The organism is Pseudomonas sp. BN415 (assembly GCF_029871195.1).
Lineage (GTDB): Bacteria > Pseudomonadota > Gammaproteobacteria > Pseudomonadales > Pseudomonadaceae > Metapseudomonas > Metapseudomonas resinovorans.
Map to the genome: position 1 here is coordinate 160,592 of NZ_SSOK01000028.1, position 24,917 is coordinate 185,508.

A 24,917-nucleotide genomic window follows, 5' to 3' on the forward strand; every position below is an offset into this window, starting at 1 on the left:
GCTACAAGGTGCCAACCTTGTCAAGGATAACGAGATGAACCCACGTCTTTATGCCGCAGCGTCCACGGCCCTTCTGGTTTTGCCTGGTCAATTGCTGGCGGGCGGGCTGATGCTCTATGAGATCGGCACGGACAATGTGGGGCTGGCGAATGCCGGAGCCGCAGCCAGGGCACAGGGCCCCGCGACCCTCGCCAGCAACGTCGCGGGCATGGCCTGGTTGCCCGGTACACAGATCTCCGCGGGTGCTCAGGTGCTGCACGGCCACCTGGAGTTCGATCGGGACGAAAGCACCAACGTCGCCGGGTCAGGCAGCGGCAATGCGTTGGAGTGGCTGCCTGGAGGGAGTCTTTTCGTTACCCGGGAGATCGGTGATGGCTGGTCGGTCGGGTTTGCCAGCTACGGCGACTTCGGCCTCGATCTCGATTATGAGAACGACTGGAGCGGTCGCTACTTCCTGCAGAACGGTGAGTTGGGTGGTCTGTCTCTATTGCCGGCACTGGCCTATCGCCTCAATGAGCAGTGGGCGTTCGGCGTTGGCCTGCGTGCTGTCTATGCAACCCTGGATAGCGAGTTGGCGGTCAACAATGATCCGCTCGGGATACTCCAGCGCGAGGATGGCCAACTGAATTACAAGGACCATGATTGGGGCTATGGCGCCAATCTGGGGGCTATTTATTCCCCTACTCCAGGAACGCGATATGGCTTGAGCTACACCAGCGAGGTCGACATCACGTTCGAGGATGGTCTGGACCTTCAGGGTGTTGGCCCCGCGAAGGCTCAGTTGTTGCGCAATCGCGGACTGCTCGACGCCAATACCCGCATCGACATGTACGTGCCGCAGACCCTGACCCTCAGCCTGTACCACCAGCTCAATGAACGCTGGGCACTGCTGGCCAGCGCCAATTGGCAGGACTGGTCCAGGTTCGGTGAGGTGGGTGTCGACCTGGACAGCAGCAATCCCCGCTCAGCGACGCTTGATGCGAATTATCGGGATACCTGGCATCTCTCCGTGGGCACCCAGTTCCGCTTCGATCCGCGCTGGATGTGGAGCGTTGGCGTTGGCTACGACAGCTCACCGGTGGATGACGACGATCGCACGCTCACGGTGCCAATGGCAGAGAGCTGGCGCCTCGGCACAGGGATGACGTATGCCCTGAATGCCCAGACCGAGATGAACCTGAGTTATGAACTGGTCTGGCTCGGAGATATGCCGGTCAGTCAGGAAAAGCCGCTACCACTCAATGCCCCCCAACGGGTGTCTGGCGAGTTCGACAATGCCTGGATCCAGGCACTCGCCGCCAGCGCTACCTGGAGGTTTTGAGTAGCCGGTAGCGCACCGGATCAGGCGAAAAGGGCTGATCGCCTGCGCTGTGCTGTAGCAGTGACGTGGTGGTTTCGTGGGCAACCTGTCTGCAGCGGCCCCTCGCTTGTAGCGATAGTCGATATCCAACCCGCGCTGGGCCCCGCCGCGCATAAGCCATCTCTTGACCAAGGAGAAGCATATGAAACTCGCGTCAACAGCCATTCTGGCTGCCGCTATCAGCCTGGGGCTGACCGGCCACGTGTCGGCCGCTGATCAGGATGAGCCCCTGCAGATTGCCAAGGACGCCTACGTCTACGGTTACTCGCTGATCACCACCGAGGTCACCCGCGTGCAGATGACCAACGTAGATAAGGTGAGCGGACTGCATGGACCCATGGGGCAGTTCATCAACGTCCATCGCTATCCGCCCGCCGAGTACCGTGGCGTGTCGGCACCGAATGCCGACACACTTTATTCGGCCGCCTGGGTGGACCTGAGCGAGCCGCAGGTGTTCAGCTATCCCGACATGGGTACCCGCTTTTACCTGATGCCGATGTACGACCTGTGGATGACCGTCTTCCACTCGCCCGGAGCGCGCACCACCGGTGGTAGCGCGTCCAACTACCTACTCACAGGTCCGGGCTGGAAGGGCGAAGTTCCCAAGGGCATGGTCCAGATAAACTCCGCCACCACAAAGATGCTCATTCTGGGCCGCACCTACGCCAATGGTAGCGATCAGGACTACAAGGCGGTCAATGCCTTGCAGGCGCAGCTGAAAATCACGCCCTTGTCGGCCTGGGGCAAGGCTTATACGCCCAAGGCCCCTACGGTGGACCCGAACCCGGGTTTCAGCATGACCGCCAAGCCGCAGGACGTGATTCTTGGGATGAGCACCGAGGCCTACTTCAACAAGCTCGCCTCATTGATGTGCAAGGACGCTCCCCCGGCTGCCGAAGATGGTCCCATCCTGGCTCGTATGGCCAAGTTGGGCATCGAGCCTTGCAAGCCATTCGAACTCGGCAAGCTGGACCCGGGGTTGCAGAAGGCGTTGGCAGATCTGCCCACGGTTGCCTTGAAGGAAATCGGCGCGAACCAGCACTCCATTGGCAACGAGGTGAACGGCTGGGTCTTTTCAAAAGGGCTCGGTGTCTACGGCACGCAATACATGAAGCGCGCTGTGGTCGCCGCCTTTGGCTGGCCGGCGAACTTAGAGCAGGATGCTGTCTATCCCTATACCACCGTCGATAGCGGCGGCCAGACACTCAATGGCGCCAATCGCTACACCCTGACCTTCCCCAAGGGACAGACGCCCCCGGTGAATGGTTTCTGGTCCATCACCATGTATCAGATCGATCAGGGCTGGTGGTTCGTAGCCAATCCGTTGAACAAGTTCACCGTCAGTCCCCGCAACGATCTGAAGTACAACGCCGACGGCTCTCTGACCCTGTACTTCCAGAATGAATCGCCCGGCAAGGACAAGGAGGCCAACTGGCTGCCAGCACCAAAAGGAGATTTCCTGCCGATGATGCGCATGTACTGGCCGAAGGAGCAGAGTCCGTCGATTCTCGACGCCAGCTGGATCCCGCCGAAGATCGTCAAGGCCGACTAGTCGCCCCGCCGCAATGGCCCCGATGCTGGTCGCGTCGGGGCCTGCTTGTTATACACGACTGAAGCCAGGAGTTACTCAAGGCTCGACTCCAGCACATGGTTATGGTGCTGGTTCCCCGCGAATGGCTAACCGCGCCACCTCCCGACTCGGCCAATTGAATCCACAGCCGAAAGCAACCGTTTGAATCGGCCCTGGCTTTGTAGATATCTACGAACGACTGGAGAGGAGTGGCAGCGGGCTTCGGCGAGCGAATGCTTCTGGCCGACAGCAGTACTACATCCCCCCACCTACGCACTTCAAAGCCGGGAAACCGACAACGATGTGCTTTGGCCGTCCAAGCCGACACCGCTTGCAGGTCCGTCTGTTGGGTTTCGCTTCGCTCTAGCGGAACGCCGCCCGCACCAACCTACGTCGCTTTTCTCGCGCACAAAAAAAGCCCGCCATGAAGGCGGGCACAAGCCGTCCAGCATAAAACTCAGTAGGCGTCGTCCATGCCGTCGTCGATGGCGATGCCTTGTTCGCGCATCTGTTTGATCAGGCCTGCGCGGGTATCGGGCAGGTTGAGCAGGGCGACTTTGCGGACTGCGGCCACTTCGGCCTCGGTGTAGGGCTGGTAGTTGTCCGGCACGCTCGTGCCGGCCATACCGTCCTTGCGCATCAGCCAGTTGAGCAGGTCGGCCAGTTGGGCGTTGTTCAGCGCCGACTGGGACATGCCCGGCACTCGCACCAGGAATTCACGGCCGCCTTCTACCTTGAGGAAGTTACCGACGAAGTCCTTCATCTTCGGTGTGTCGTTGGCCTTCGAGCCGGTGCCGTCGCCCAGGTGGCAGCCGGCGCATTGCAGTTGGTAGTTCACCGGGGTGCTGTAGCCCGCCTGGGCGATGGGCTTTTGCAGCTCTTCGTTGCCCGGTGCGTGTTTCTGGTTCGGGTCCGGAATGGCACGGGCCAGGGCCAGCGGGGCCGCCATGGCGCACATCAGTCCAGCAATCAACAGGTAACGCATGGCGGCCCTCCGGGGTCAGATCGCGACGCCGCGGATGATGGAGACGGTGCAGTGGTAGATGTGCGATTTAGCCGCCAGGCACCAGTTCACGTCGTTGTTGTTGAACGGACGGTACATCGGCTCTTCGCTGTCGTTGCGGGTACAGGCGCACTGGGCACAGCTGTGCTTACCGCAGCAGTCGTTGTAGGAAATGATGTAGTCCTTGTTGTCGGCCGGGTTGCGGCAGGTACCGATCCAGGTCACCTGGGAGGCCTCGGTGCCGGGCGGGCAGGAGGTCACCGAGCCGCCGCAGCAGCTGCACAGGAAGCCGTCGATGGAGCAGTAGCGCCAGTAGTCGCAGCTGTTGGGGTCACCCGGATCGCCGGCTTTCGGGGCTTCGGCGGCCAGGGCCTTGCTGGTGCGGTCGATGGGCAGCAGCACCGGCAGGGCGGCGCCGGCGACCATCAGCGAGCCCAGGCGGGCGAGGAGTTTGCGTCGCGAAGTGGTGTCGGCGACGTGGCGCGTGGAGCGCTCGAACAGGCGGTCTAGCAGTTTCATGGAGAGCTCCCTTCCTCAGTGGTTGTGTGCGCCGTGGGCGTGCGAGTGGTTGTGCAGGTACTGCTGCAGGGTGGGGCTGCCCAGGTGCTCGGCTTCGAACAGGCTGTCGAGGTGCTCGCGGGAGTTCACCAGGCCCTTGGAGCGCAGCACGCCGGCGTTGTCGATCAATGCGGCGTAGGGGAGCTTGCCGATCTGGTAGGTCATGCCCACTTCCGGGCCGACTACGTAGGTGGCGTCTTCCAGCTTGTGCTCGGCGATCAGCGCCTTCTGGGCATCCATGTCGCCATCGCTGACGTAGATCACGTCGAGGCGGTCGGCCTGGTCCTTGGCGATGGACTTGATGGCCGGCAGCAGGGATTTGCAGATCGGGCAGGTGGGCGAGAGGAAGAACAGCAGTTGGGCTTTCTCGCCGGCATAGCCGAAGTTGACCGGGCGGCCGTTACGGTCGGCGGCGGTAACCTTGGGGGCGGGTTCGTTGACGGCCACGCCTTTGTCGACCATCAGCGCGCCGGCCGGGGCCAGGCGGCCGTGGAGTACGCCGATCTGGCGAACCAGGCCCATCACGGCGAAGGCCAGGGCAATCAAGAGGCACCAGAGCAGGACGTTGGAAACGATAAGGGCTTCCATAATTCACCTTCCAATAAGTTTGAGCAGACGGGGAGCGTTGGCCATCAGGCCATCGGCAGCGGCATAGATGAGCAGGGCCACGGCGCTGGAGGCGATCACGACGAAGCTGTCGAAAACGCCCAGCTCGCGGCTGAGGGGGGCGAGACTGGCGATCAGCGCCAGGCCCACCAATACGGCGTTGCGGGCCAGCAGCACCGGACGGATCGGCTGGGCCTGTTCGGGGCCAGCGCAACCGCAGTCGATGTCGCGGCGGCCGCGCCACAGGTTGATCGCGATGGCCCCGGCGTAACCGGCCAGCAGGGCGGCGGCGACCCATGCGGCAACCGGGCGGCTGGCGGGTACCAGCAGGGCGAAGGCCACGGCCACTTCGATGAAGGGCAGTACCCGTGCTACCGGGCGTACCAGGCCGCGCGGCAGCAACTGGTAATCCTCCACCTGGTTGGCGAAGCGCGCCGGCGCACGCAGCTTGTGGGTCGCTGCGCTGGCCAGGATCACCGCAACCGCAACGGCGGCGGCGATGACGAAGATAGGATCAGGTTGCATGGCTGCACCTCGTCAGTGGCTGAGGACCTGGATCGGCGTTTTGGCGATGCGTTCCATGGTGCCGGTGTGCTTGCCGCTCTTCAGGTCGAAGACTTCCAGGCCGCCGCTGATGTTGGTGCCCAGCAGCAGGGGCTGGTCATCGCTGGTGGCGTGCAGGCTCCAGATCGGGTTGGGTGCTTCCAGGGTGCCGATGCGCTTGTGAGTCTTGAGGTCGTAGACCCAGACGAAGGGGCTCGGGTCTTCCCACTTCATCGGCTCATGGGCGTCATGCATCAACACGTAGAGGCGGTTCAGCTTGGGTGCGACGGTGATCAGCTGCCAGCCGCCCGGGGCCCAGCCGGCTTTCTTCTCGGCGGCATCGCTCACCAGCTCCCAGGCCTCGAGGATTTTCGGCGACTTGCCGGAGAAATCCACGCCGCGCACGGTGCCGGTGGTGGTGACGAAGTAGTAGGTGTCACCCACGGCGTAGGCGCGCTCGACCAGCTTCTCGGCGTTGGGGTCGAAGAAGGCGGTGTGGGTACGGGAGATTTCCTTGCCTTCGTCGTTCAGCGTCACCAGTTGCAGGTTGCCGTCGCCACACAGGGAGGCGAAGGAGCGCAGGCCCACCGGGTAGTTGAGCACGCAGCCGGGGATGGCGATCTCGGTGGTGACGGCTTTCGCCTTGGTATCGACCACGGTCACCGAGGTGGACGGGGTGAAGTTGTAGACGTAGACGAAGCGGTCATCCGCGCTGGTGCCCAGGGCGTAGCGCTGGGTCAGGGTTTCGGCACGCTTGGTGGGGATCAGCACTTCCCAGGACGGCGACAGGGTGCTGGTGTCCCAGGCGGTCAGCACGTCGGTGCGGGTGCCACGGGTGCCTCGGGAGTAGAACAGGTCGGCGGTGAACAGCAGCTTGCCGTCGCGGCTCAGGGTGGAGGGCGCGGCAAAACCGGTGCTCACCATGCCGAGCATTTTCTTCTTCTCCGGGTCGACCACGGTCACGCGGCCGGCGACGAAGTTCTCGAACTCCACGTCGACGATGTAGGCGCGGTGCGGTTCCGGTGGGAAGGGCAAGGTGGTCTGGCCGATGCCTGGATCAGCCGGCAGCTCGGCACTTGCGTTGCCGAGGCCGATGAGCGAGACGCCCAGGGCCAGCGTTGATTGGGCGAGGATCCTGGTTATTCGCATAGGGGCGGCTCCCTGAATTATTGGTCTTTATCGCGGGTGCAGGGCAGAAATCTGCAGTCCTAGTCTGCCTCTGGCTGTCGGCGGGGAGCTTGTTGTCCGTGCCAACCCCTTGTGTGCCTGTGCCACTTCTTTGGGCAGGCTGCCAACGCATTGGAGAACGCGTCAGAAAGCATAGACCCGGTGGGAGGAAGCTCAGGCGGGGGGAATGAGTGGTGGAATTACATGGGGGGGCAGTTGCGCCGCCCTTGGCGCTTGAAATCGCCCCTTCTACAGGGCTCGGTGTTGCGGGGGAAACCTTGTGGGGGCGACTTCAGTCGCTGAGCAGGCCGAAGGCCTGCCATTTGGAATCACTTGAGGGCAGCTGCGCTGCCCTTAGCGATTGAAATCGCCCCCACAGGTATTCATACGGAGCCGCGTGTCCGTCAGGTCCCCGACTTCAACTTCGTCCAGGCACGGGTACGGGCGCGTTCGGCGTTGCGCTCCAGCGGTATCAGGGTGAAGAGCGTGGCCTGGGCTTCGGCGGTGGGGTAGAGGTTGGGGTTGTTGCGGATTTCCGGGCTGACCAGGGCGGTGGCGTCCTTGTTCGGGTTCGGGTAACCGACGAAGTCGCTGACCGGGGCGATCACTTGGGGCTGCAGCAGATAGTTGATGAACGCATGGGCGTCTTCGGGGTTCTGCGCGCCCTTGGGAATGGCCAGCATGTCGAACCATACCGGTGCGCCTTCCTTGGGCAGGCGCATGTCCACCACGACCCCGTTGCCGGCTTCCTTGGCGCGGTTAGCCGCCTGGGAGAAGCTGCCGGAGTAACCCACGGCCACGCAGATGTCACCATTGGCGATATCGGCCATGTATTTGGAGGAGTGGAAGTAGGCGACGTTGGGGCGGATCTTCTGCAGCAGCTCGCCGGCCTTGTCGTAGTCCTTCGGTTCGTTGCTGTTGGGCGGCAGGCCCAGGTAGTGCAGGGCGATGGGCAGGATCTCCGACGGCGAGTCCAGCAGGGCTACGCCGCACTGCTTGAGCTTGGCGATGTTCTCTTCCTTGAAGATCAGGTCCCAGCTGTCCACCGGGGCGTTCTCGCCCAGGGCTGCCTTGACCTTGGCCGGGTTGAAGCCGATCAGCACCGTTCCGTACATGTAAGGCACGGCGAAGCGGTTGCCCGGGTCGTTGGCCTCGATCAGCTTCATCAGCTGCGGGTCCAGGTGGTTCCAGTTGGGCAGCTTGCTGCGGTCGAGCGGCTGGAATACACCCGCCTCGATCTGCTTGGCGAGGAAGACGTTGGACGGCACCACCACGTCATAGCCCGAATTGCCGGTGAGCAGCTTGGCTTCCAGGGCCTCGTTGGTGTCGAAGATGTCGTAGATCAGCTTGGCGCCGTTCTCCTTCTTGAAGGTGTCCAGGGTCTGCGGGGTGATGTAGTCGAACCAGTTGTAGACGCGCAGGGTGCGCTCTTCGGCCAGGGAATGGGTGGCGAGCAGGCCGCACAAGGCGGCGCCCAGAAGGCGTGGGAGTGTGTGTTTGATCAATTGCGGCAACCTTTGGGTGAGCTGAGTTGGGCCTAAATCGATATCTATCCGTTCAGGTCGCAATTCTTTAAGCAAATGCCGCGCCATGTGTGCTGGAAGGCCGATATACATCGATAAATCCCCAAAAAAGACTGGGCGCACGGGGAAACGGGGATTACCGGGCGTAACGGCCGATGGCACCGGGCTACCCAAGTGAGTGCAAACGAACCCGTTGCAGGAGCGAATTCGCTCTTACACGATCACCCGCGCCAGTTGCCAGGCAGCGAAGCCCAGCAGAAAGACCCCGGCGGTGCGGTCGATCCATTGCATGGCGCCCACGCCCAACCGATGGCGAATCGTAGAGACGCCAAGGCTGAGGGCCAGCCACCAGAGCGCCGAACCGCAGAACACTCCCAGCACCATCAGTAGGCCGTCCGCTCCGGATAAGGCCTCGCCGCCGGACAGGGTGGCGAAGATGGCGATGAAGGAAAGGATGGTCAGCGGGTTGCTCAGGGTCAGCACAAACACCGAGGCGAAGGCCGGCAGTGCGCGTGCCGGGTCGCCTGCACTGGCGGCGCGTTCGGGCGGTATGGCGCGCAGCATCTTCAGCCCCATCCAGGCCAGGAACAGCGCGCCAGCGAGCGCGAGTGGCGTGGACAGCGCGACGAAGACGCGGGTGATGGCGCCAATGCCGAAGGCCCCCAGCGCGCCGTAGCAGGCATCCGCCGCCGCCGCGCCCAGGCCGCTGATGAAGCCAATGCGCGCGCCGTGGCCCAGGGTGCGCTGGATGCACAGCAACCCGATGGGACCAACCGGGGCGGCGATGGACAGGCCGATGAGGACGGACTTGAGAAACAGCAGGGCTTCCATGCGCAGGCTCCGCAGGCTGTGGACATGGCGAATATTCTGCGCTGCACTGCCTGGAGCTTGAATGCAGGAACTACGGTAGTTTCGGCAGGTTGCCTGAACAATTAACGAATCATGGCGAAGAGGCCTTAAAAATATGGAGCTGGACGCAAAGTCCTGGAAAATCCTGCAAGTCGTGCAGCGCGAGGGGCGTATATCCCTGACCGACCTGGCCTCGCGGGTATCGCTGTCGCTGCCGGCTACCTCCGAGCGCCTCAAGCGACTGGAAGAGGCCGGTGTGATCGAGGCCTACCGTGCTGCGGTTTCGGCGGAGAAGGCTGGTTACCAGGTGATGGCGCTGATCGGCATGACCACTCCGCAGCCGGAAAAGGCGCGGCTGATCGCCCAGTTGCAGCAAATGCCTGAAGTGCTGGAGTGCCTGCACGTCACCGGGCAGGACTCCTTCATCCTGCGCGTGGTCACCCGCGATATTCGCCACCTGGAACGGTTCGTCGGCAGCATCAACCACTTCGGCGAGACCCGAACCTCCATCGTGATGTCGGCCCCCATTCCCCTGCGCGGAGTAGAACCGCCGCGCGACTGAACCCAGGCATAGAAGCGCCGGATGGGTGACAAAAACCGTGTAGGGGCGATTTCAACGGCTATGTCTGCGTTGGCTGTTGCGAGAGATTTGCCATCGGTCCAAGAACCTTGTAGGAGCTGGCTTGCCAGCGAAACGGGGCCATTCGCTGGCAAGCCAGCTCCTACGGGCAATGCAGCTGCCCCCTGGTCATGAAGCCCGGACCTGCGGCCCGGTTGGCGAATGAATTCCCCCAAAGATGGAGCAATCCATCTTCTTGGTTCGAATGGCGGCAATCTGCCATACGGTCTCACTGCCCATTCCGAGTTTGTTTAGAATGCCTGCCGTTTTGCCGTCCGTTCTGGGGCGGCTCTTTCGAATGAAAGGTTCTTCATGCTCACCGGCAGCTACGACTATTCCCTTGTCCTCATTTCCCTGCTGGTGGCCATCCTGGCGTCCTATACGGCGCTGGACCTGGCCGGGCGGGTGGCCCGTAGCCAGGGACGTGGTGCGGTGCTGTGGATCGCAGGCGGTGCCATCGCCATGGGCATCGGCATCTGGTCCATGCACTTCATCGGCATGCTCGCCTTCAGCCTGCCCATTCCGCTGGGCTACGACCTGTCGTTGACCCTGCTCTCCCTGCTGATTGCCGTGCTGGTATCCGGATTCGCCCTGTGGCTGGTGAGCCAACCCGAGCAGCCGCTCTGGCAGTTGCTCTGTGGCGCCGTGACCATGGGCGCTGGAATCAGCTCCATGCACTACCTGGGCATGCACGCCATGCGCATGGTGCCGGGTATCGACTACGACCCCGGCCTGTTCTACCTCTCCCTGGCCATCGCCGTCGCCGCCTCCGGTGCGGCGCTGTGGATCGCCTTCCGTCTACGCCACGACACCCCCTATGTGCGCCTGGCGCGGGCGGGGGCGGCCCTGGTGATGGGCGTGGCCATCGTCGGCATGCACTACACCGGCATGGCGGCGGCGAACTTCCCCCTGGGCAGCATCTGCGGTGCGGCCGTTGCCGGCCTCGACAGCCGCTGGCTGGCCAGCCTGGTGATAGTGGTCACCCTGGCGATTCTGGCCATCGCGCTGCTGACCTCGGTGCTGGATGCCCGGCTGGAGGCGCGCACCGCCCAGCTCGCCAGTTCCCTGGAGCGTGCCAATCAGGAGCTGACCCACCTGGCCCTGCACGACAACCTCACCAAGCTGCCCAATCGCACGTTGCTGGAGGACCGCATCGACCAGGCGATCCACAAGGTCAATCGCAAGGGTGGATGCTTCGGCCTGCTGTTCATGGACCTGGATGGTTTCAAACCGGTCAACGACGCCTTCGGCCACCATGTGGGCGACCTGTTGCTGCGGGACGTGGCCCAGCGTCTGCGCGAACACCTGCGCGCCGAGGACACCCTGGCGCGCATCGGCGGTGACGAATTCGTGCTGCTGGCCGGCCTCGGCGAGCCGAATGACGCAGTGACGCTTGCCAGCCAGCTCGTCGCCCTTGTGGGCAGTGCCTTCGAGGTGGGTGGCCAGGAGCTGCGGGTGTCCACCAGCGTCGGCATTGCCCTGTATCCCGGCGACGGTGTCACCCGCGAAGAGCTGCTGATGAATGCTGACGCGGCCATGTACCACGCCAAGGGCGCGGGCAAGAACGGCTACAGCTTCTTCGAACAGTCGATGAACACCAACGCTCGCAACCACCTGCAGCTGCTCCACGACCTGCGCCAGGCGCTGGATGCCGGTGAGCTGGTGCTGCACTACCAGCCCAAGTTCGCAGCCGGTGACGGTCGCCGGGTGATCGGTGCCGAGGCACTGCTGCGCTGGCAGCACCCGCGCCGGGGTCTGCTGATGCCTGACCAGTTCATCGAACTGGCGGAGAAAACCGGCCTGATCATTCCCATCGGCAACTGGGTGTTGGACCAGGCCTGCCGACAGATGAGCCAGTGGTACGCCGAAGGCCGACGCGACTGGCGCGTGGCGGTCAACCTGTCGGCCCTGCAGTTCTGCCATGCCGGGCTGGTCGACAGTGTCCAGGCGGCCCTGGGGCGATATGCGCTGCCGGCCAACTGCCTGACCCTGGAGATCACTGAAACCACCGCCATGCAGGACGCCGACACCAGCCTGGGCATTCTTGGTCGATTGGCGGAAATGGGCGTGGACCTGTCCATTGACGACTTCGGCACCGGCTATTCCAGCCTGCTGTACCTCAAGCGCCTGCCGGCCAATGAGCTGAAGATCGACCGCGGATTCGTCCGCGACCTGGAGCGCGACAGCGATGACGCGGCGATCATTTCCGCCATCGTCGCCCTCGGCCAGGCGCTGGACCTGCGCATCGTTGCCGAAGGGGTGGAAACTGAGTCCCAGCAGGCGTTCCTCACCGGTCTTGGCTGCGATTCCTTGCAGGGCTTCCTGTTCGGCAAGCCCGTTCCTGCGGATCAATTCATGGTCGGGACGGAGGCGCTGGCCTGACGGAGGGCCGTGCACATGGCGAGCCGTTGCGCTAACTTCATACCCCCCGGGGTAATCGCCAGCAGAGACAGCCAATGACCAACGAAGTGGTGGCCGCCCATCAGGACGCCATGCTCAAGCGCCTGGCCCGTGTTGAAGGGCAGATTCGTGGCCTGCAGGCGATGATCCGCCGTGGCGATGACTGTGAAGCGATTGCCCAACAGTTCAGCGCCTCGCGAAAGGCGCTCGACCGTGCCTACCAGCAGATGCTGATGTGTCTGCTGGAAGAGGCCATGCTCGACCCGGAGCAGGATGCAGGCGACACCCTCGAGCGCGTTCGCGCCATCTTCACCAAGTACACCTGAGTTTTTCGTGGCGGCGTTAGCAGCCCGTCGCATAGGGTTTTGAGCGTCTGGATCATATACCCCTGGGGGTATATTATCGCGCCACCTGGAACCTTGTGGCCGTCGCGGCCAGGAGTCCCTATGACGATCGACTGGCTCTCTTTCACGCCCTGGAGCGCCCTGGCCGGTGGCGCGCTGATCGGCCTTTCCGCCAGCCTGTTCATCCTCGCCAATGGCCGCATCGCCGGCATCAGCGGCCTGCTCGGCAGTCTGCTCGAGCGGGCGGGTGATGGTCTGGGCGAAAAGGCCCTGTTCCTCCTCGGCCTGTTGTTGGCGCCAGTGATATGGACGGCAATCGCCGGAGCGCCGCAGGTGCGGATCGACGCGGGTTGGCTGGCGCTGCTGGCTGCCGGCCTGCTGGTGGGGGTAGGTACCCGCTACGGTTCCGGCTGCACCAGTGGCCACGGCGTCTGCGGATTGGCGCGCCTGTCGCCGCGCTCGCTGGTGGCGACCCTGGCCTTCATGGCGATGGGGTTCCTCACCACCTACGTGATGCGACACCTGATAGGAGGTGGCCTGTGAGCAAGCTCAGTGCTTTTCTCGCCGGCCTGATATTCGGCCTGGGCCTGCTGCTCGCGGGCATGGCCGACCCGGCCAAGGTGCTTGCCTTCCTCGATCTGGCTGGCGCCTGGGACCCGTCCCTGGCCCTGGTGATGGCCGGTGCCATCGCCGTTGCGTTGCCGGCCTTCAGCCTTGCCAGGCGACTGCCGGAGTCCTGGCTGGGGCAGCCGATGCAACTGCCCGCCAAGCGTGGTCCTGATCGCCGGCTGATCGGCGGCAGCCTGATGTTCGGTGCGGGCTGGGGCATCGCCGGCATCTGCCCGGGCCCGGCTGTGGCGCTGCTGCTGACCGGGCATTGGCAGGCCTGGGTGTTTTTCCTGGCCATGCTCGGCGGGATGCTTCTTTACGCAGGTCTGGAAGGTGGGTACGGGCGGCCGAGTCGGAAACTAAGCTGAAGAAACCAGGATTGGAGCTCGCACTATGAAACCCTGTGTGGAAGCCTTCTTCGACCCGGCCACCTGTTCATACAGCTACGCCGTCAGCGATCCGGCCAGCGGTCGCTGCGCCATCATCGACCCGGTGCTGGACTACTGCGCCGCCAGTGGTCGCACGTCCCATGCCGGGGCCGAGCGCATCGCCGCTTACGTGCGGGAACAGGGCCTGACGGTCGAATGGCTTCTGGAAACCCACGTCCATGCCGATCATCTTTCGGCGGCGGCCTGGCTCAAGCAGGAGCTCGGAGGGCGCTTGGCCATCGGTGGGCTGATCACCCAGGTGCAGCAGCGCTTCGGCGCGCTGTTCAACGCCGGACAGGACTTCGCCACCGACGGTTGCCAGTTCGACCGCCTGCTGCAGGACGGCGACCGCCTCGCCATCGGCGAGCTTGAACTCCGCACCATCCATACGCCGGGCCATACTCCGGCCTGCATGACCTACCTGATCGGGGACGCCGCGTTTATCGGCGACACCCTGTTCATGCCCGACTACGGAACCGCCCGCTGCGATTTCCCTGGGGGCGACGCCCGTTCCCTGTACCGTTCCATCCAGCGCCTGTTCGCGCTGCCGGATACCACCCGGCTGTTCCTTTGCCATGACTACAAGGCACCGGGCCGCGACGAGTACTGCTGCGAAACCACGGTGGCCGAGCAGCGCTCAGGAAACGTCCATGCCCACGAACGCATCGACGAAGACGCCTTCGTCGCCATGCGCACTGCACGGGACGCCACCCTGGCCATGCCGGCGCTGATCCTGCCGGCGGTGCAGGTGAACATGCGCGCCGGCCAATTGCCGCCGGCCGAGGACAATGGCATCCGCTACTTGAAGATTCCCCTCGATACGCTCTGAATCTTCAATTCCGCCTGGCCCGACATCCCGCTATCGCACGCACGTACGCCCGCTACTGGGACGCCCTCCGCTCACCAAAGCTGCGGCAATCCACCGCACGCAGGTTCGGCTTCCGGCCCTGAAACCCGGATGCTAGAGTCGCCGCCCATGAAAATCGCCCGCCAAGACCGCTCGCTGATTGCCTGGATGCTGTATGCCAGCGTCCTGTTCAATCTGTTCGCCTGCGGTTTGCACCACGGCCAGGCGATGGGGTTGGAGCTGAGCGGTTTGGGGGGCGCGTTCTGTTCCACCGTATCCGATTCTGGCGCCTCCCTGGATGGCGACTTGAGTGGCAGCGCCAGCAGCGGCTGGTCCGGCGCCTTTAAGTGTCCCGTTTGCGGCACGGTCACCCTCGGCATCGCTGCACTCTTTGTCCTGGCCTGGTTGCTGGGCGTTCGCAATGCCCGCCCCAGAACCATCGAGCCGCGCCGCCAGGTGCCGCCGCGCTATCTCTGGCCTTCGGCCAATCCCCGCGCTTCCCCCCTCTGCTGAACCTTCCACCGGGCCACGCCCGGCTTCGCTGACCCTAGCCCCGGTCCAGACGCGGCGTGCTGCTGCGTGCCTGCTCCGACGGCACCGAACGGATCGTCTTCAGGAAGTTTCTCCGCATGCGCTTCAATCTCAGCCCCCTTGCCGCAGCCCTGCCGCTCGCGACCGCCTTTGCCGCGAGCGACGCCAGCATCGGGATCAACGCCTCGACCAGCCTCAGCTTTGGCAGCTTCGTCTCCGACCTTGGCTTTGCCCAGCGCCAGATCACCCAGCTCTACTCGAGGGGATGAGTGTCCTTTTGGAAGAGGCGCGGGCAGCTATCCTGCGTTGAGCAGGGTCCGCATTTGCAAAACTCATGCATGTCGAGATGGAAGTCGTTCTTATGGGGCAGGTTCGCCGGCACCGCTCGTTGATCGCCTGGATGCTCTATGGCTGCGTCCTGTTCAGTGCCTTTGCCTGCGCCATCAGCCACGGCCAGATGACCGGCCTGCAGCTGAGTGGGGTAGGGGGCCTCTATTGCTCGGCCAACAAAAACGCCTTGCCCGGCCTGGATGAAGCCCCGTCCGATCTGCCCAGCGGCAACCTGATGCCGATGCTCGATTGCCCACTGTGCTCGGCCTTCACCCTCGTCGTCGGGCTGTTGTTCAGCCTGGGTTGGCTGCTGCGCCCGTCCCGAGCGCCGCAGCCAGCGCCGGAACACCCTAGCAATACCCACCCGCGCTTCAACTGGCCACCCGCCAACCCCCGAGCTCCCTAGCGGCGTCACGCCGACTTCCGCGCACTTGTCGCGCGGCGGTCGCCCGTGCCTGACCGGTCGCCAGACCGGATTGCAATAACGCCAATACAAGACTTTAGGGAGTGCGCCATGCACAACGTCTCCATGCTCAGCCTGCTCGCCATTTCGGTGGCACTGGCCAACTTCGCCCACGCCGAATCCGTGGAACTGGACAACACCCTGGTGCAAGGGGAGTACCGCAAGGACCCCACCGCCCCGACCATCGCCGAGAAGAAGGAAGAGTTCTCCCGCATCCCCGGCGGTGCCGGGGTGGTGGATGCGGAAACCTACAAGACCGGCCGCAGCAGCACCCTGCAGGACGCCCTGGGGATGGCGACCGGTGTATTCATCCAGCCGCGCTTCGGTGCCGAGGAAGCGCGCCTGTCGATCCGTGGCTCGGGCCTGCAACGCACCTTCCACGGTCGCGGCCTGCTGCTGATGCAGGACGGCGCGCCGGTGAACCTGGCTGACGGCAGCTTCGACTTCCAGACCATTGAGCCCCTGGCCACCGACCACATTGAAGTACTGCGTGGCGCCAACGCCTGGCGTTATGGCGCGGCCAACCTCGGCGGGGCGATCAACTTCGTCAGCCCCACCGGCAAGACCGCGCCGCCGGTGACCCTGCGCGCCGAGGGCGGCAGCTTCGGCTATGAGCGTCTCTACGGCGCCTTCGCCCAGGATTTCGGCAACTGGGACGGCTTCGTCAGCCTCAACGGCTACAACCAGGACGGCTACCGCGACCATTCGCGGCAGGAGAACCAGCGCTACTTCGCCAACCTCGGCGGGCTGATCAGCGAAGACCTGGCGACCCGTTTCTACTTCACCCATGTGGAAACCGACTCCGATTTGCCGGGCAGCCTGACCAAGGCGCAGATGCGCCGCGATCCGGAGCAGGCTTCTGCCAGCAGCATCAGCGGGGACCAGCAGCGTGATTTCGACCTCAATCGCGTCGGCAACATCACCGCCCTGCAACTCGGCGGCGGCCACAGTCTGGAACTGGCCACCTTCTACAGCGAGAAGAAACTGTTCCACCCGATCTTCCAGGTGCTCGACATCAACAGCGAGGACTACGGTGCACGCCTCTCGCACAAGTGGCAGAACGACCAGGGCTGGCGCTGGACCGGTGGGGTGGAAACCAGCCACGGCCGCAACTGGGACTCGCGCTATGTGAACATCGGTGGCGAGAAGGGCCGCAAGGTCAACGAACTGCACCAGACCGCACGCAACGTCAACGCCTTCGGCGAACTGGAAATCCCCCTAGCCGAGCGCCTGGCGCTGATCGGCGGTGCAGCCTGGTTGCACCAGGAGCGCGACGTCGATGACCGCCTGCGCTGCAATGCCTTCGTGACGGCGGTGTGCGTGCGCCAGGATGAGTCTTTCAACAAGAGCTACATCGGGCGCCTCGGCCGGGTCGGCCTGCGCTATGAGCTGAACGAGGAAGTGGTGCTGTTCACCAACTTCAGCCAGAGCTTCGAGCCGCCGACCTTCAGCGAGCTCACCGGTGGCCAGGTGATCACCGCCAACGACGCGCAGAAGGCCAACACCCTCGAGGCGGGGATGCGCTGGCAGCGTGATGACGTTGACCTTGACCTGGCCGTATACCGCAGCGAAATCCGCGACGAACTGCTGGCGCTCAACGACGGCAATGGCCAGCCGCTGGGAACCATCAACGCCGACCGCACCATCCACCAGGGCATAGAGCTGGGCGGCGCCTGGACCCTTGGCCAGTTCGTGCTGCGCGGCCAGTACCTGCTCAACGACTTCCGCTTCGACAACGATGATGCCTATGACGACAACCGCCTCGCCGGTCTGCCGCGCCAGTTCATCAAGGGCGAGGCGCTGTGGCAGCGTGAAGGCTGGTACGCCGGCCCGACCTTCGAGTGGGTGCCCAACCACTACAACGTCGACCAGGCGGAAACCCTCTATGCCGATGGCTACACCATCTGGGGCCTGAAGGGCGGCTATCGTCCGACCGAGGGCTTCGGCTTCTTCGTCGAGGGCCGCAATCTCTCGGACAAGACCTATGCCGCCACCACCGGCGTGATCGCCGATGCCCGGGGCCTGGACAGCGCCCAGTTCTTGCCGGGCGATGGTCGTAGCGTGTACGTCGGCCTGGAGTGGCGGATGTGACGGCGGCGCTGGGAAACCTCGCCCCCCAGCGCCTGACCTGGCGCCAGCGCTTCCTGTCGTTGGACGGCCAGCCACCGGGCGTGTTGGCTGCGGTCGGCGAACCCGCCGAAGCGACTGCCAGGGAGCGGGATACAGCGTCTGGCTGAAGGGCGGTTTTCCTCCGATGTAAGGCCTGGGCTTTCTCGCGGGGGAACATACCCTTGAGGTTAAGGCCCCAACTGCCCAAGGGCCGGGAGCAGCCCCTATGAGCAGTCGTGCGTTCTCCCGCGTTCGCCGCAATCGCCGTTGGCCAGTGACAGGCGCCTGCCTATGGCTGTTCCTCATGACCCTGCTGGGGGCCGAGCTGGCCGGTGGTGAGCTGCGGGGCGTCTTCCCCGACGAGGGGCATGGCCAGGGTAGGGGACGGATGGAAAGGGGGCACGAGGGCACGGGCCTATAATGACCGGTGCAGTACTTCCAGAGTTCAAGCACCCCCGCCATTCAGCTTTTCGCGCTCGTGCCAACTCTGACGGACGGTCGGGGCCTCGCGGCCCCTTACCACCGGAGGAGAAAGGCGATTCGCCTGGCCACCCCCGTTCGGCCAGCGGCAGTCCAGCGGTCCATTCATCCCGGAGCGCCCCTCGGGCCCCGCGACCCCCACCCTTGCGACAAGGGTATTCGGCCTGGCGCCATTCTCCGTTCAGCGACCACCCGCCCCACCCAGGGCGGGTGCCTGACAGGAGCTGCAGTCATGAGAAGAACAATTGCGCTCTCTATCCCCGTATTGCTGCTTGCCGGCGCCCTGGTCTCCACGGCGTTGGCAGAGGACGATCTGCTGCGCTTCGAGGGCGGTATCGGTGTGTTGCCGCTGTCCAGCGGCCAGGGCACTGAAGCCATCGCCACCGTGGTCAACCGCAACATCGTGCGCGGGGTGCAACCGGCCGGACAGATCTGGCTGATCCGCAGCTTTGACGCGCAGCTCAGTATTGCCGGGGCTTTCCGGGCAGAGGGTCGTGGACTGATCCTGGGTGGCGGTAACAACATCGGCAGGGCCACCGGGCAGTCCGTGTTCGCTACCCTGTTCTGCGGCAGCGTGGCGCCTTTCACGGAAAGCAGCACCGACCTGCTTGGTGTGCCGCTGGACGAGGAGGGTGACTTCAGGATCAGCGATGTCTTCGACCCGGTTCCGCCGAACCCCTGCGACAGTCCGGTGCTGCTGATCCGCAATGCCGCCAATGCGAGCTGGTTCGCAGCGGGCATTCCGCGGAGCAACGACCGGGTGGATGAGCCTGACGACGAACCGCCGATGAACGATGTGCCCATGCCGGCGACGCCCTGAGGTCTTGAGCGGCTGACCATCGCTGACGATTCAGCCTCCCGATATACTCGCCGGCATCTTCCGCAACCGATACGACAGGAGGGTGCCGTGGACTACCTCGGTGCGTTGCTGGCCATCTCCGGCGTACTGATGCTGAGCGTTGTCAGCCCCGGTCCCAATTTCGCCATCGTCACTTCCACGGCGACCCTGCGTTCCCGTGGTGCCGGCGTCGCCACCGGGTTGGGCCTGGCAGCTGCCTCCGCCACCTGGGCACTGCTGGCCGTGGCCGGTCTGGGGCTGATCGTGTCGCAGGTGGAATGGCTCTATCTCGGCATCAAGCTGGCCGGTGCCGCCTACCTGATCTGGCTCGGCAGCCGGATGATCCTCGGGGCGCGCAAACCCCCGGTTGCCAAGCCAGAGGCCCTCGAGTCCGGCGTTTTCGCTGCCGCCCGCAAGGGCTACCTGGTCAGTATGACCAACCCCAAGGCGCTGGCCTTCTACGGCAGTATTTTCGCCGTGATGGTCCCCGTCCACGCGCCGGTCTGGTTCCATGCCGCCATCGTCGTCATCGCCGCCGGATTCTCCGGCCTGTGGTACTGCAGCATGGCACTGCTCTTCTCCAGCCCCGCAGTACGCGGCGGCTTCATGCGCTTCAAGGCGGTGTTCGAGACCCTGATGGGCGTGTTCCTGCTGGGCTTGGGCGGACGGTTGCTGCTCAGTCGCTGAGCACCAGGGCGAGAACTGCAGTTCCGTGGGATGCGGTGGAGCGGCGCGATACCCATCAGAGCGTGTGTCGATGCGGCCGAATGGCGAACCTGCGGTCCGCTTGGCGATTGCAATGGCGCTGTCTGCATTACCTGTTGCAAGCAGCTGCATTGCCCGTAGGTGCTTGGCCCAATGGTGAATCTCTCGCAACAGCTAACGCTGACATGGCGATTGAAATCATCTCCACAGGAAAGTCGAGTGCCCTGAGAGGGGGCATGCTGGCTACGTAGTATTACGTAGTCGTGCTTCGTAGTTGTGCGAATGTCTCCGCGGGCTCAAGGCGCCGATAGTGTCCGCTGCCCCTATCCGGGCATAAACAACAACAAAAGCCGCCGCAGGTAACCCCCAGCGGCAGGAGACAATTCAATGACTCAACTGGCTACTCGAATCGCCTGGTTCGCCGTTGCCCTGCTGGGCGCAGTTGCGCTTGGTACCGTGGCGCTGCGCCGGGGCGAAGCCATCAACGCCCTCTGGATCGTTACTGCTGCAACCGCGATCTACCTGATTGCCTACCGCTACTACAGCCTGTTCATCGCCAACAAGGTGATGCAGCTGGACGCCTCCCGCGCAACACCTGCAGTGCTCAACAACGATGGTCTGGACTACGTTCCGACCAACAAGCACATCCTCTTTGGTCACCACTTCGCCGCCATCGCCGGCGCCGGCCCGCTGGTGGGCCCGGTACTTGCCGCACAGATGGGCTACTTGCCCGGCACGCTCTGGCTGATCGCCGGTGTGGTCCTGGCCGGTGCGGTGCAGGACTTCATGGTGCTGTTCCTCTCCACCCGTCGTAACGGCCGTTCGCTGGGTGACATGGTTCGCGAGGAAATGGGCCGTATTCCGGGCACCATTGCCCTGTTCGGCTGTTTCCTGATCATGATCATCATCCTTGCGGTGCTGGCGCTGATCGTGGTGAAAGCCCTGGCGGAAAGCCCCTGGGGCATGTTCACCGTGATGGCGACCATCCCGATCGCGGTGTTCATGGGCGTCTACATGCGCTACATCCGCCCGGGTCGCATTGGCGAGATTTCCGCCATTGGCGTGGTGCTGCTGCTGGTGTCCATCTGGCTCGGCGGTATCGTGGCTGCCGACCCGGTGTGGGGCCCGGCCTTCACTTTCACCGGCGTGCAGATCACCTGGATGCTGATCGGCTACGGCTTCGTCGCTGCCGTGCTGCCGGTTTGGCTGATCCTCGCCCCGCGTGACTACCTGTCGACCTTCCTGAAAATCGGCACCATCGTTGGCCTGGCCGTCGGCATCCTGGTTCTCGCGCCGGAGCTGAAAATGCCGGCCCTGACCCAGTTCGTCGATGGCACCGGCCCGGTGTGGAAGGGCACCCTGTTCCCATTCCTGTTCATCACCATCGCCTGCGGTGCGGTATCCGGCTTCCACGCGCTGATCAGCTCCGGTACCACGCCCAAGCTGCTGGCCAACGAAACCCACGCCCGCTACATCGGTTACGGCGGCATGCTGATGGAGTCCTTCGTTGCCATCATGGCCATGGTCGCTGCCTCGGTGATCGAGCCGGGCGTGTACTTCGCCATGAACAGCCCGGCCGCGCTGGTGGGCAGCGACGTGCATACCGTTGCCGCCACCGTCAGCAGTTGGGGCTTCGCCATCACCCCGGAAGTGCTGCAGCAGACCGCTACCGACATCGGTGAGCACAGCATCCTGGCCCGTGCCGGCGGTGCGCCGACCCTGGCCGTGGGTATCGCGCAGATCCTCCACCAGGTGCTGCCGGGTGAGAACACCATGGCCTTCTGGTACCACTTCGCGATTCTCTTCGAAGCGCTGTTCATCCTGACTGCCGTGGATGCCGGTACCCGTGCCGGGCGCTTCATGCTGCAGGATCTGCTGGGCAACTTCGTACCGGCCCTGAAGAAGACCGAATCCTGGACCGCCAACGTCATCGCCACCGCCGGTTGCGTGGCCCTTTGGGGCTGGCTGCTGTACCAGGGCGTGATCGATCCGCTGGGTGGTATCAACACCCTGTGGCCGCTGTTCGGCATCTCTAACCAGATGCTGGCGGGTATCGCCCTGATGCTGGGCTGCGTGGTGCTGATCAAGATGAAGCGCCAGCGCTACGTCTGGGTCACCCTGGTGCCGGCCGTGTGGTTGCTGATCTGCACCACCTCCGCAGGCCTGATCAAGCTGCTCGACCCGAACCCGGCCGTCGGCTTCCTGGCCCTCGCCAAGAAGTACAGCGATGCCGCCGCCGCCGGCCAGATCCTGGCCCCGGCCAAGGACATGGGGCAGATGCAGCATGTGATCTTCAACGCCTACACGAATGCCGGGCTGACCGTACTGTTCCTCTTCGTCGTGATGAGCATCCTGTTCTTCGCCATCAAGGTGGGGCGCAGTGCCTGGATGAAGAGCGAGCGCACGGACAAGGAATCCCCCTTCCAGCCGATTCCGGACGCTTGAGGAGACCGCGAGCATGTTCAATGACCTCGGCCGCATGGGTAAGTACCTCGGACAGGCCGCGCGCATGCTCGTGGGCATGCCCGACTACGACAACTACGTCGAGCACATGCAGAGCAAGCACCCGGACAAGCCGGTAATGAGCTACGAGGAATTCTTCCGCGAGCGGCAGGATGCCCGCTACGGCGGCGGCAAGGGACGGCCCATACGCTGCTGCTGAAGCTTCGATGCGTTAACCTGAGCGCCACGCCTGTCGTGGCGCTTTTTACTTGTAGGAGCGAACTTGCTCGCGAACGGTTTTGCCCGGGCTTTTCGCGAGCAAGCCCGCGCCTACGGGTTCGCTCCTGATTCCGAGGAAACCCCCGATGTCTGCCCATCTCCCCATTCCCGTCACCGTGCTCAGCGGCTTCCTTGGTGCCGGCAAGACCACCCTGCTGAAACACATCCTCAAGGCCGATCACGGCCTGAAGATCGCCGTGATCGAAAACGAGTTCAGCGAGACACCCATCGACGGCCAGTTGCTGGGCAATGAGCCGGTGCAGGTGATGACCCTCGCCAACGGCTGCGTCTGCTGCTCCATCCACGTCGAGCTGGAGAAGGCGCTGTTCCTGCTGCTGGAGCGGCTGGATGCCGGCGAGCTGGCGTTCGACCGCCTGGTGATCGAATGCACCGGCCTGGCTGACCCGGCGCCGGTGGCGCAGACCTTCTTCGCCGATGAAGAGCTGTGCGAGCGCTATGTGCTGGACGGCATCATCACCCTGGTGGACGCGGTGAACGCCGAGCGTCACCTGCAGGAAACCATCGCCCAGGCCCAGGTGGGCTTTGCCGACCGTATCCTGGTGAGTAAGCGCGATCTGGTGGATGAAGCCCACTTCGACGCCCTCTGCCAGCGCCTCTCGCGCATCAACCGCCGCGCGCCGATCCGCGTGGTAGACCACGGCCGCATCGATCTGGCTGAACTGCTGGACGTGCGTGGCTTCAATCTCAACGCCGATGTTGGTCCGGCAATGACCCTTCGTCCCCTCGTGCCGGCAGGTACGCCGGATCGCATCGGCACCCTGGTGTTGAAAAGCGAGCGGCCGCTGGACATCGACCAGCTCAGTGCCTTCATGGAGCAACTGCTGGAGGAGCATGGCAATTCCATGCTGCGCTACAAGGGCGTGTTGTCCATCGCCGGCGAAGAGCGCCGCCTGGTGTTCCAGGGCGTGCTGCGGCTCTACGGCTTCGACTGGGACAGCGAGTGGCAGGCTGGGGAAGCGCGCGAGAGCGTGATGGTCTTCATCGGCGACCAGTTGCCGGAAGAGCAGATTCGCGCGGGGTTCGAAGCGGCGCAGGTGTGATGTCATCCCCGCGGGTGAGTCGGTCCGCTCGGATCGACGCGTAGGATGAGGTTGAGCGAAGCGATACCCATCAGTGGAAGCGATGGGTATCGCAGTTCACAGGCTTACCAGAGCGGCAGCACGTAGCTGAGGATCAGACGGTTCTCGTCGATATCGCTACCGAAGTTGGTGGAGCGCACCGTTGCATTGCGCCATTTGACGCCGAAGTTCTTCAGCGGGCCGTCCTGGAAGACGTAGGCGATGTCCATGTTGCGTTCCCACTCCTTGCCGTCTTCGCGACCGGCACCCAGGTCGATGTTGTCACCGGACAGGTAGCGGGTCATGAAGGTCAGGCCGGGAATGCCGAGGCTGGCGAAGTTGAAGTCGTAACGGGCCTGCCAGGATGTCTCGTCCTTGTTGGCGAAGTCGCCGATCTGCACGTAGTTGACCAGGAAGGGATCGGTGCCGTTGATGTAGGCGAAGCCGGTGTCGCCACTCATGCTCTGGTAGCCGAGGCCAAAGGCGTGGCCGCCAAGGGCGTAGGTGAACATGGCGCCGAAGGCCTTGTTGTCGACGTTGCTGGAGCCTTCGTCGGTGGAGCGGGCGTAGCGCAGGTCGCTCTTCAGCGACTGCTTGTCGCCCAGCGGCAGCAGGTGGACGGCGCTGAAGAAGTGCTGTTTGTAGAACTGGTCCAGTTCGCCATAGTGGTAGCCGGTGGTGAGGCTGTCGGTCCACTTGTAGTTGGCGCCGGCGAAGTTGAACTCGTCGCTGGTGGTGCCTCTGCGGAAGCTGATGGCGCGGGCCGCCCCGCTGGTGATGGTCATGTCCTCGTAATCGGAGGAGTCACGCTGGTTGACCTGCTTGAGCTGGCCGGCATCGAAGGTGAGGCCGTCGAGCTCCATGGCGTTCAGGTGGCCGCCCTGGAAGGTCTGCGGCAGCAGGCGCGAGTCGTTGTACTGGACGACCGGCAGCTTGGGCAGCAGGGTGCCGACCTTGAGCACGCTCTTGGAAACGCGCAGTTTGGCGGTCAGGCCGAGTTCACCGTATTCGTCCTGGGCGCGGCCGGTTTCACGGTCGCGCTTGAGCAGGCCGGTGCCGGCGCGGTCGGGGCTGGAGTCGAGCTTGACGCCGAGCAGGCCGAGGGCATCGACGCCCACGCCGACGGTGCCCTCGGTGTAGCCGGATTCGTAGCGCAGGAGGAAGCCCTGGGCCCATTCCTCGGCCTTGGCCTGGGGGGCGTTTTCCTGGCGGAAGTCGCGGTTGAAGTAGAAGTT

At 63.9% G+C, this 24,917-nt stretch carries 27 protein-coding genes; 19 read left to right on the plus strand and 8 right to left on the minus strand.

Annotation, left to right across the window (positions count from 1 at the left end):
* Positions 1 to 34: 34 nt before the first annotated feature.
* Positions 35 to 1,321 carry an OmpP1/FadL family transporter gene (locus E8F20_RS08285; RefSeq protein ID WP_280283326.1) on the plus strand — a complete coding sequence of 429 codons (1,287 nt, stop codon included), beginning with the start codon at positions 35 to 37 and terminating at the stop codon, positions 1,319 to 1,321.
* A gap of 181 nt (positions 1,322 to 1,502) precedes the next feature.
* Entirely contained in the window at positions 1,503 to 2,912 is a 1,410-nt protein-coding gene (locus tag E8F20_RS08290) for a DUF1254 domain-containing protein (protein ID WP_280283327.1), read from the plus strand.
* A 475-nt stretch (positions 2,913 to 3,387) separates the two neighbouring features.
* On the opposite strand, the gene E8F20_RS08295 is transcribed toward E8F20_RS08290, so the two are convergent.
* The 7 genes from E8F20_RS08295 to E8F20_RS08325 form a co-directional block, all read right to left on the minus strand.
* A complete protein-coding gene (locus E8F20_RS08295; RefSeq protein WP_280283328.1) occupies positions 3,388 to 3,915 on the minus strand; it encodes a cytochrome C in 528 nt (175 codons plus the stop codon).
* 15 nt (positions 3,916 to 3,930) lie between these two features.
* Positions 3,931 to 4,452 (minus strand): methylamine dehydrogenase light chain, encoded by a 522-nt coding sequence (locus tag E8F20_RS08300; RefSeq protein ID WP_028630094.1) that lies wholly within the window; start codon positions 4,450 to 4,452, stop codon positions 3,931 to 3,933.
* Positions 4,453 to 4,467: 15 nt separating this feature from the next.
* A complete protein-coding gene (gene mauD / locus E8F20_RS08305) occupies positions 4,468 to 5,079 on the minus strand; it encodes a methylamine dehydrogenase accessory protein MauD (protein WP_280283329.1) in 612 nt (203 codons plus the stop codon).
* 3 nt (positions 5,080 to 5,082) lie between these two features.
* Positions 5,083 to 5,622, minus strand: coding sequence for a MauE/DoxX family redox-associated membrane protein (locus E8F20_RS08310; protein WP_028630096.1), 540 nt, complete (start codon positions 5,620 to 5,622; stop codon positions 5,083 to 5,085).
* A 12-nt stretch (positions 5,623 to 5,634) separates the two neighbouring features.
* The gene (locus tag E8F20_RS08315; protein ID WP_280283330.1) at positions 5,635 to 6,789 is read right to left on the minus strand and encodes an amine dehydrogenase large subunit; all 1,155 of its coding nucleotides are present in this window, start codon (positions 6,787 to 6,789) and stop codon (positions 5,635 to 5,637) included.
* 422 nt (positions 6,790 to 7,211) lie between these two features.
* Positions 7,212 to 8,312 carry a polyamine ABC transporter substrate-binding protein gene (locus tag E8F20_RS08320; RefSeq protein ID WP_280283331.1) on the minus strand — a complete coding sequence of 367 codons (1,101 nt, stop codon included), beginning with the start codon at positions 8,310 to 8,312 and terminating at the stop codon, positions 7,212 to 7,214.
* A 231-nt stretch (positions 8,313 to 8,543) separates the two neighbouring features.
* Positions 8,544 to 9,161 carry a LysE family transporter gene (locus E8F20_RS08325; protein WP_280283332.1) on the minus strand — a complete coding sequence of 206 codons (618 nt, stop codon included), beginning with the start codon at positions 9,159 to 9,161 and terminating at the stop codon, positions 8,544 to 8,546.
* Positions 9,162 to 9,294: 133 nt separating this feature from the next.
* Here E8F20_RS08325 and E8F20_RS08330 point away from each other — a divergent pair, with 133 nt between their 5' ends.
* The 17 genes from E8F20_RS08330 to yjiA all read left to right on the plus strand — a co-directional run bounded on the left by E8F20_RS08330 (position 9,295) and on the right by yjiA (position 23,664).
* Positions 9,295 to 9,741, plus strand: coding sequence for an Lrp/AsnC family transcriptional regulator (locus E8F20_RS08330; RefSeq protein ID WP_280283333.1), 447 nt, complete (start codon positions 9,295 to 9,297; stop codon positions 9,739 to 9,741).
* A 369-nt stretch (positions 9,742 to 10,110) separates the two neighbouring features.
* Complete coding sequence (locus tag E8F20_RS08335) at positions 10,111 to 12,180, plus strand: EAL domain-containing protein (RefSeq protein ID WP_280283334.1); 2,070 nt, start codon at positions 10,111 to 10,113, stop codon at positions 12,178 to 12,180.
* A 74-nt stretch (positions 12,181 to 12,254) separates the two neighbouring features.
* Positions 12,255 to 12,524, plus strand: a complete 270-nt coding sequence (locus E8F20_RS08340) for a metal-sensing transcriptional repressor (RefSeq protein ID WP_028630102.1) — start codon at positions 12,255 to 12,257, stop codon at positions 12,522 to 12,524.
* Positions 12,525 to 12,644: 120 nt separating this feature from the next.
* Complete coding sequence (locus E8F20_RS08345) at positions 12,645 to 13,085, plus strand: YeeE/YedE thiosulfate transporter family protein (protein WP_280283335.1); 441 nt, start codon at positions 12,645 to 12,647, stop codon at positions 13,083 to 13,085.
* Complete coding sequence (locus tag E8F20_RS08350; RefSeq protein ID WP_280283336.1) at positions 13,082 to 13,519, plus strand: DUF6691 family protein; 438 nt, start codon at positions 13,082 to 13,084, stop codon at positions 13,517 to 13,519. The genes E8F20_RS08345 and E8F20_RS08350 overlap by 4 nt, the downstream gene beginning before the upstream one ends.
* A gap of 25 nt (positions 13,520 to 13,544) precedes the next feature.
* Positions 13,545 to 14,408 (plus strand): MBL fold metallo-hydrolase, encoded by an 864-nt coding sequence (locus E8F20_RS08355; RefSeq protein WP_280283337.1) that lies wholly within the window; start codon positions 13,545 to 13,547, stop codon positions 14,406 to 14,408.
* Between the two features lie 147 nt (positions 14,409 to 14,555).
* Positions 14,556 to 14,939, plus strand: a complete 384-nt coding sequence (locus E8F20_RS08360; protein ID WP_280283338.1) for a DUF2946 domain-containing protein — start codon at positions 14,556 to 14,558, stop codon at positions 14,937 to 14,939.
* A gap of 56 nt (positions 14,940 to 14,995) precedes the next feature.
* Positions 14,996 to 15,226 (plus strand): hypothetical protein, encoded by a 231-nt coding sequence (locus tag E8F20_RS08365; RefSeq protein ID WP_280283339.1) that lies wholly within the window; start codon positions 14,996 to 14,998, stop codon positions 15,224 to 15,226.
* Between the two features lie 77 nt (positions 15,227 to 15,303).
* On the plus strand, positions 15,304 to 15,693 hold the full coding sequence (locus E8F20_RS08370; RefSeq protein ID WP_280283340.1) for a DUF2946 domain-containing protein: 390 nt from the start codon (positions 15,304 to 15,306) through the stop codon (positions 15,691 to 15,693).
* 108 nt (positions 15,694 to 15,801) lie between these two features.
* Entirely contained in the window at positions 15,802 to 17,841 is a 2,040-nt protein-coding gene (locus E8F20_RS08375) for a TonB-dependent receptor (RefSeq protein ID WP_280283341.1), read from the plus strand.
* Positions 17,838 to 17,987, plus strand: coding sequence for a hypothetical protein (locus E8F20_RS08380; RefSeq protein ID WP_280283342.1), 150 nt, complete (start codon positions 17,838 to 17,840; stop codon positions 17,985 to 17,987). The genes E8F20_RS08375 and E8F20_RS08380 overlap by 4 nt, the downstream gene beginning before the upstream one ends.
* Before the next feature lie 98 nt (positions 17,988 to 18,085).
* On the plus strand, positions 18,086 to 18,280 hold the full coding sequence (locus E8F20_RS08385; protein ID WP_280283343.1) for a hypothetical protein: 195 nt from the start codon (positions 18,086 to 18,088) through the stop codon (positions 18,278 to 18,280).
* A 291-nt stretch (positions 18,281 to 18,571) separates the two neighbouring features.
* Complete coding sequence (locus tag E8F20_RS08390) at positions 18,572 to 19,159, plus strand: hypothetical protein (protein WP_280283344.1); 588 nt, start codon at positions 18,572 to 18,574, stop codon at positions 19,157 to 19,159.
* 87 nt (positions 19,160 to 19,246) lie between these two features.
* Positions 19,247 to 19,864, plus strand: coding sequence for a LysE family transporter (locus tag E8F20_RS08395; protein WP_280283345.1), 618 nt, complete (start codon positions 19,247 to 19,249; stop codon positions 19,862 to 19,864).
* Positions 19,865 to 20,269: 405 nt separating this feature from the next.
* Entirely contained in the window at positions 20,270 to 22,327 is a 2,058-nt protein-coding gene (locus E8F20_RS08400; protein ID WP_280283346.1) for a carbon starvation CstA family protein, read from the plus strand.
* Between the two features lie 13 nt (positions 22,328 to 22,340).
* A complete protein-coding gene (locus tag E8F20_RS08405) occupies positions 22,341 to 22,544 on the plus strand; it encodes a YbdD/YjiX family protein (protein WP_028630112.1) in 204 nt (67 codons plus the stop codon).
* A 145-nt stretch (positions 22,545 to 22,689) separates the two neighbouring features.
* Positions 22,690 to 23,664, plus strand: coding sequence for a GTPase (gene yjiA / locus E8F20_RS08410; protein WP_280283347.1), 975 nt, complete (start codon positions 22,690 to 22,692; stop codon positions 23,662 to 23,664).
* A gap of 104 nt (positions 23,665 to 23,768) precedes the next feature.
* Here the strand turns inward: yjiA and E8F20_RS08415 are convergent.
* Positions 23,769 to 24,917, minus strand: a 1,149-nt coding sequence (locus E8F20_RS08415) for an OprD family porin (RefSeq protein WP_280283120.1), incomplete at its 5' end; no start/stop codon positions are given.

What these genes read in the sequence shown, in the direction of transcription:
- E8F20_RS08285 (WP_280283326.1), top strand. Translation starts at nt 35, where the DNA reads ATGAACCCACGTCTTTATGCCGCAGCGTCCACGGCCCTTCTGGTTTTG.
- E8F20_RS08290 (WP_280283327.1), top strand. Translation starts at nt 1,503, where the DNA reads ATGAAACTCGCGTCAACAGCCATTCTGGCTGCCGCTATCAGCCTGGGG.
- E8F20_RS08295 (WP_280283328.1), bottom strand. Translation starts at nt 3,915, where the DNA reads ATGCGTTACCTGTTGATTGCTGGACTGATGTGCGCCATGGCGGCCCCG.
- E8F20_RS08300 (WP_028630094.1), bottom strand. Translation starts at nt 4,452, where the DNA reads ATGAAACTGCTAGACCGCCTGTTCGAGCGCTCCACGCGCCACGTCGCC.
- mauD (WP_280283329.1), bottom strand. Translation starts at nt 5,079, where the DNA reads ATGGAAGCCCTTATCGTTTCCAACGTCCTGCTCTGGTGCCTCTTGATT.
- E8F20_RS08310 (WP_028630096.1), bottom strand. Translation starts at nt 5,622, where the DNA reads ATGCAACCTGATCCTATCTTCGTCATCGCCGCCGCCGTTGCGGTTGCG.
- E8F20_RS08315 (WP_280283330.1), bottom strand. Translation starts at nt 6,789, where the DNA reads ATGCGAATAACCAGGATCCTCGCCCAATCAACGCTGGCCCTGGGCGTC.
- E8F20_RS08325 (WP_280283332.1), bottom strand. Translation starts at nt 9,161, where the DNA reads ATGGAAGCCCTGCTGTTTCTCAAGTCCGTCCTCATCGGCCTGTCCATC.
- E8F20_RS08330 (WP_280283333.1), top strand. Translation starts at nt 9,295, where the DNA reads ATGGAGCTGGACGCAAAGTCCTGGAAAATCCTGCAAGTCGTGCAGCGC.
- E8F20_RS08335 (WP_280283334.1), top strand. Translation starts at nt 10,111, where the DNA reads ATGCTCACCGGCAGCTACGACTATTCCCTTGTCCTCATTTCCCTGCTG.
- E8F20_RS08340 (WP_028630102.1), top strand. Translation starts at nt 12,255, where the DNA reads ATGACCAACGAAGTGGTGGCCGCCCATCAGGACGCCATGCTCAAGCGC.
- E8F20_RS08345 (WP_280283335.1), top strand. Translation starts at nt 12,645, where the DNA reads ATGACGATCGACTGGCTCTCTTTCACGCCCTGGAGCGCCCTGGCCGGT.
- E8F20_RS08355 (WP_280283337.1), top strand. Translation starts at nt 13,545, where the DNA reads ATGAAACCCTGTGTGGAAGCCTTCTTCGACCCGGCCACCTGTTCATAC.
- E8F20_RS08360 (WP_280283338.1), top strand. Translation starts at nt 14,556, where the DNA reads ATGAAAATCGCCCGCCAAGACCGCTCGCTGATTGCCTGGATGCTGTAT.
- E8F20_RS08370 (WP_280283340.1), top strand. Translation starts at nt 15,304, where the DNA reads ATGGAAGTCGTTCTTATGGGGCAGGTTCGCCGGCACCGCTCGTTGATC.
- E8F20_RS08375 (WP_280283341.1), top strand. Translation starts at nt 15,802, where the DNA reads ATGCACAACGTCTCCATGCTCAGCCTGCTCGCCATTTCGGTGGCACTG.
- E8F20_RS08385 (WP_280283343.1), top strand. Translation starts at nt 18,086, where the DNA reads ATGAGCAGTCGTGCGTTCTCCCGCGTTCGCCGCAATCGCCGTTGGCCA.
- E8F20_RS08390 (WP_280283344.1), top strand. Translation starts at nt 18,572, where the DNA reads ATGAGAAGAACAATTGCGCTCTCTATCCCCGTATTGCTGCTTGCCGGC.
- E8F20_RS08400 (WP_280283346.1), top strand. Translation starts at nt 20,270, where the DNA reads ATGACTCAACTGGCTACTCGAATCGCCTGGTTCGCCGTTGCCCTGCTG.
- E8F20_RS08405 (WP_028630112.1), top strand. Translation starts at nt 22,341, where the DNA reads ATGTTCAATGACCTCGGCCGCATGGGTAAGTACCTCGGACAGGCCGCG.
- yjiA (WP_280283347.1), top strand. Translation starts at nt 22,690, where the DNA reads ATGTCTGCCCATCTCCCCATTCCCGTCACCGTGCTCAGCGGCTTCCTT.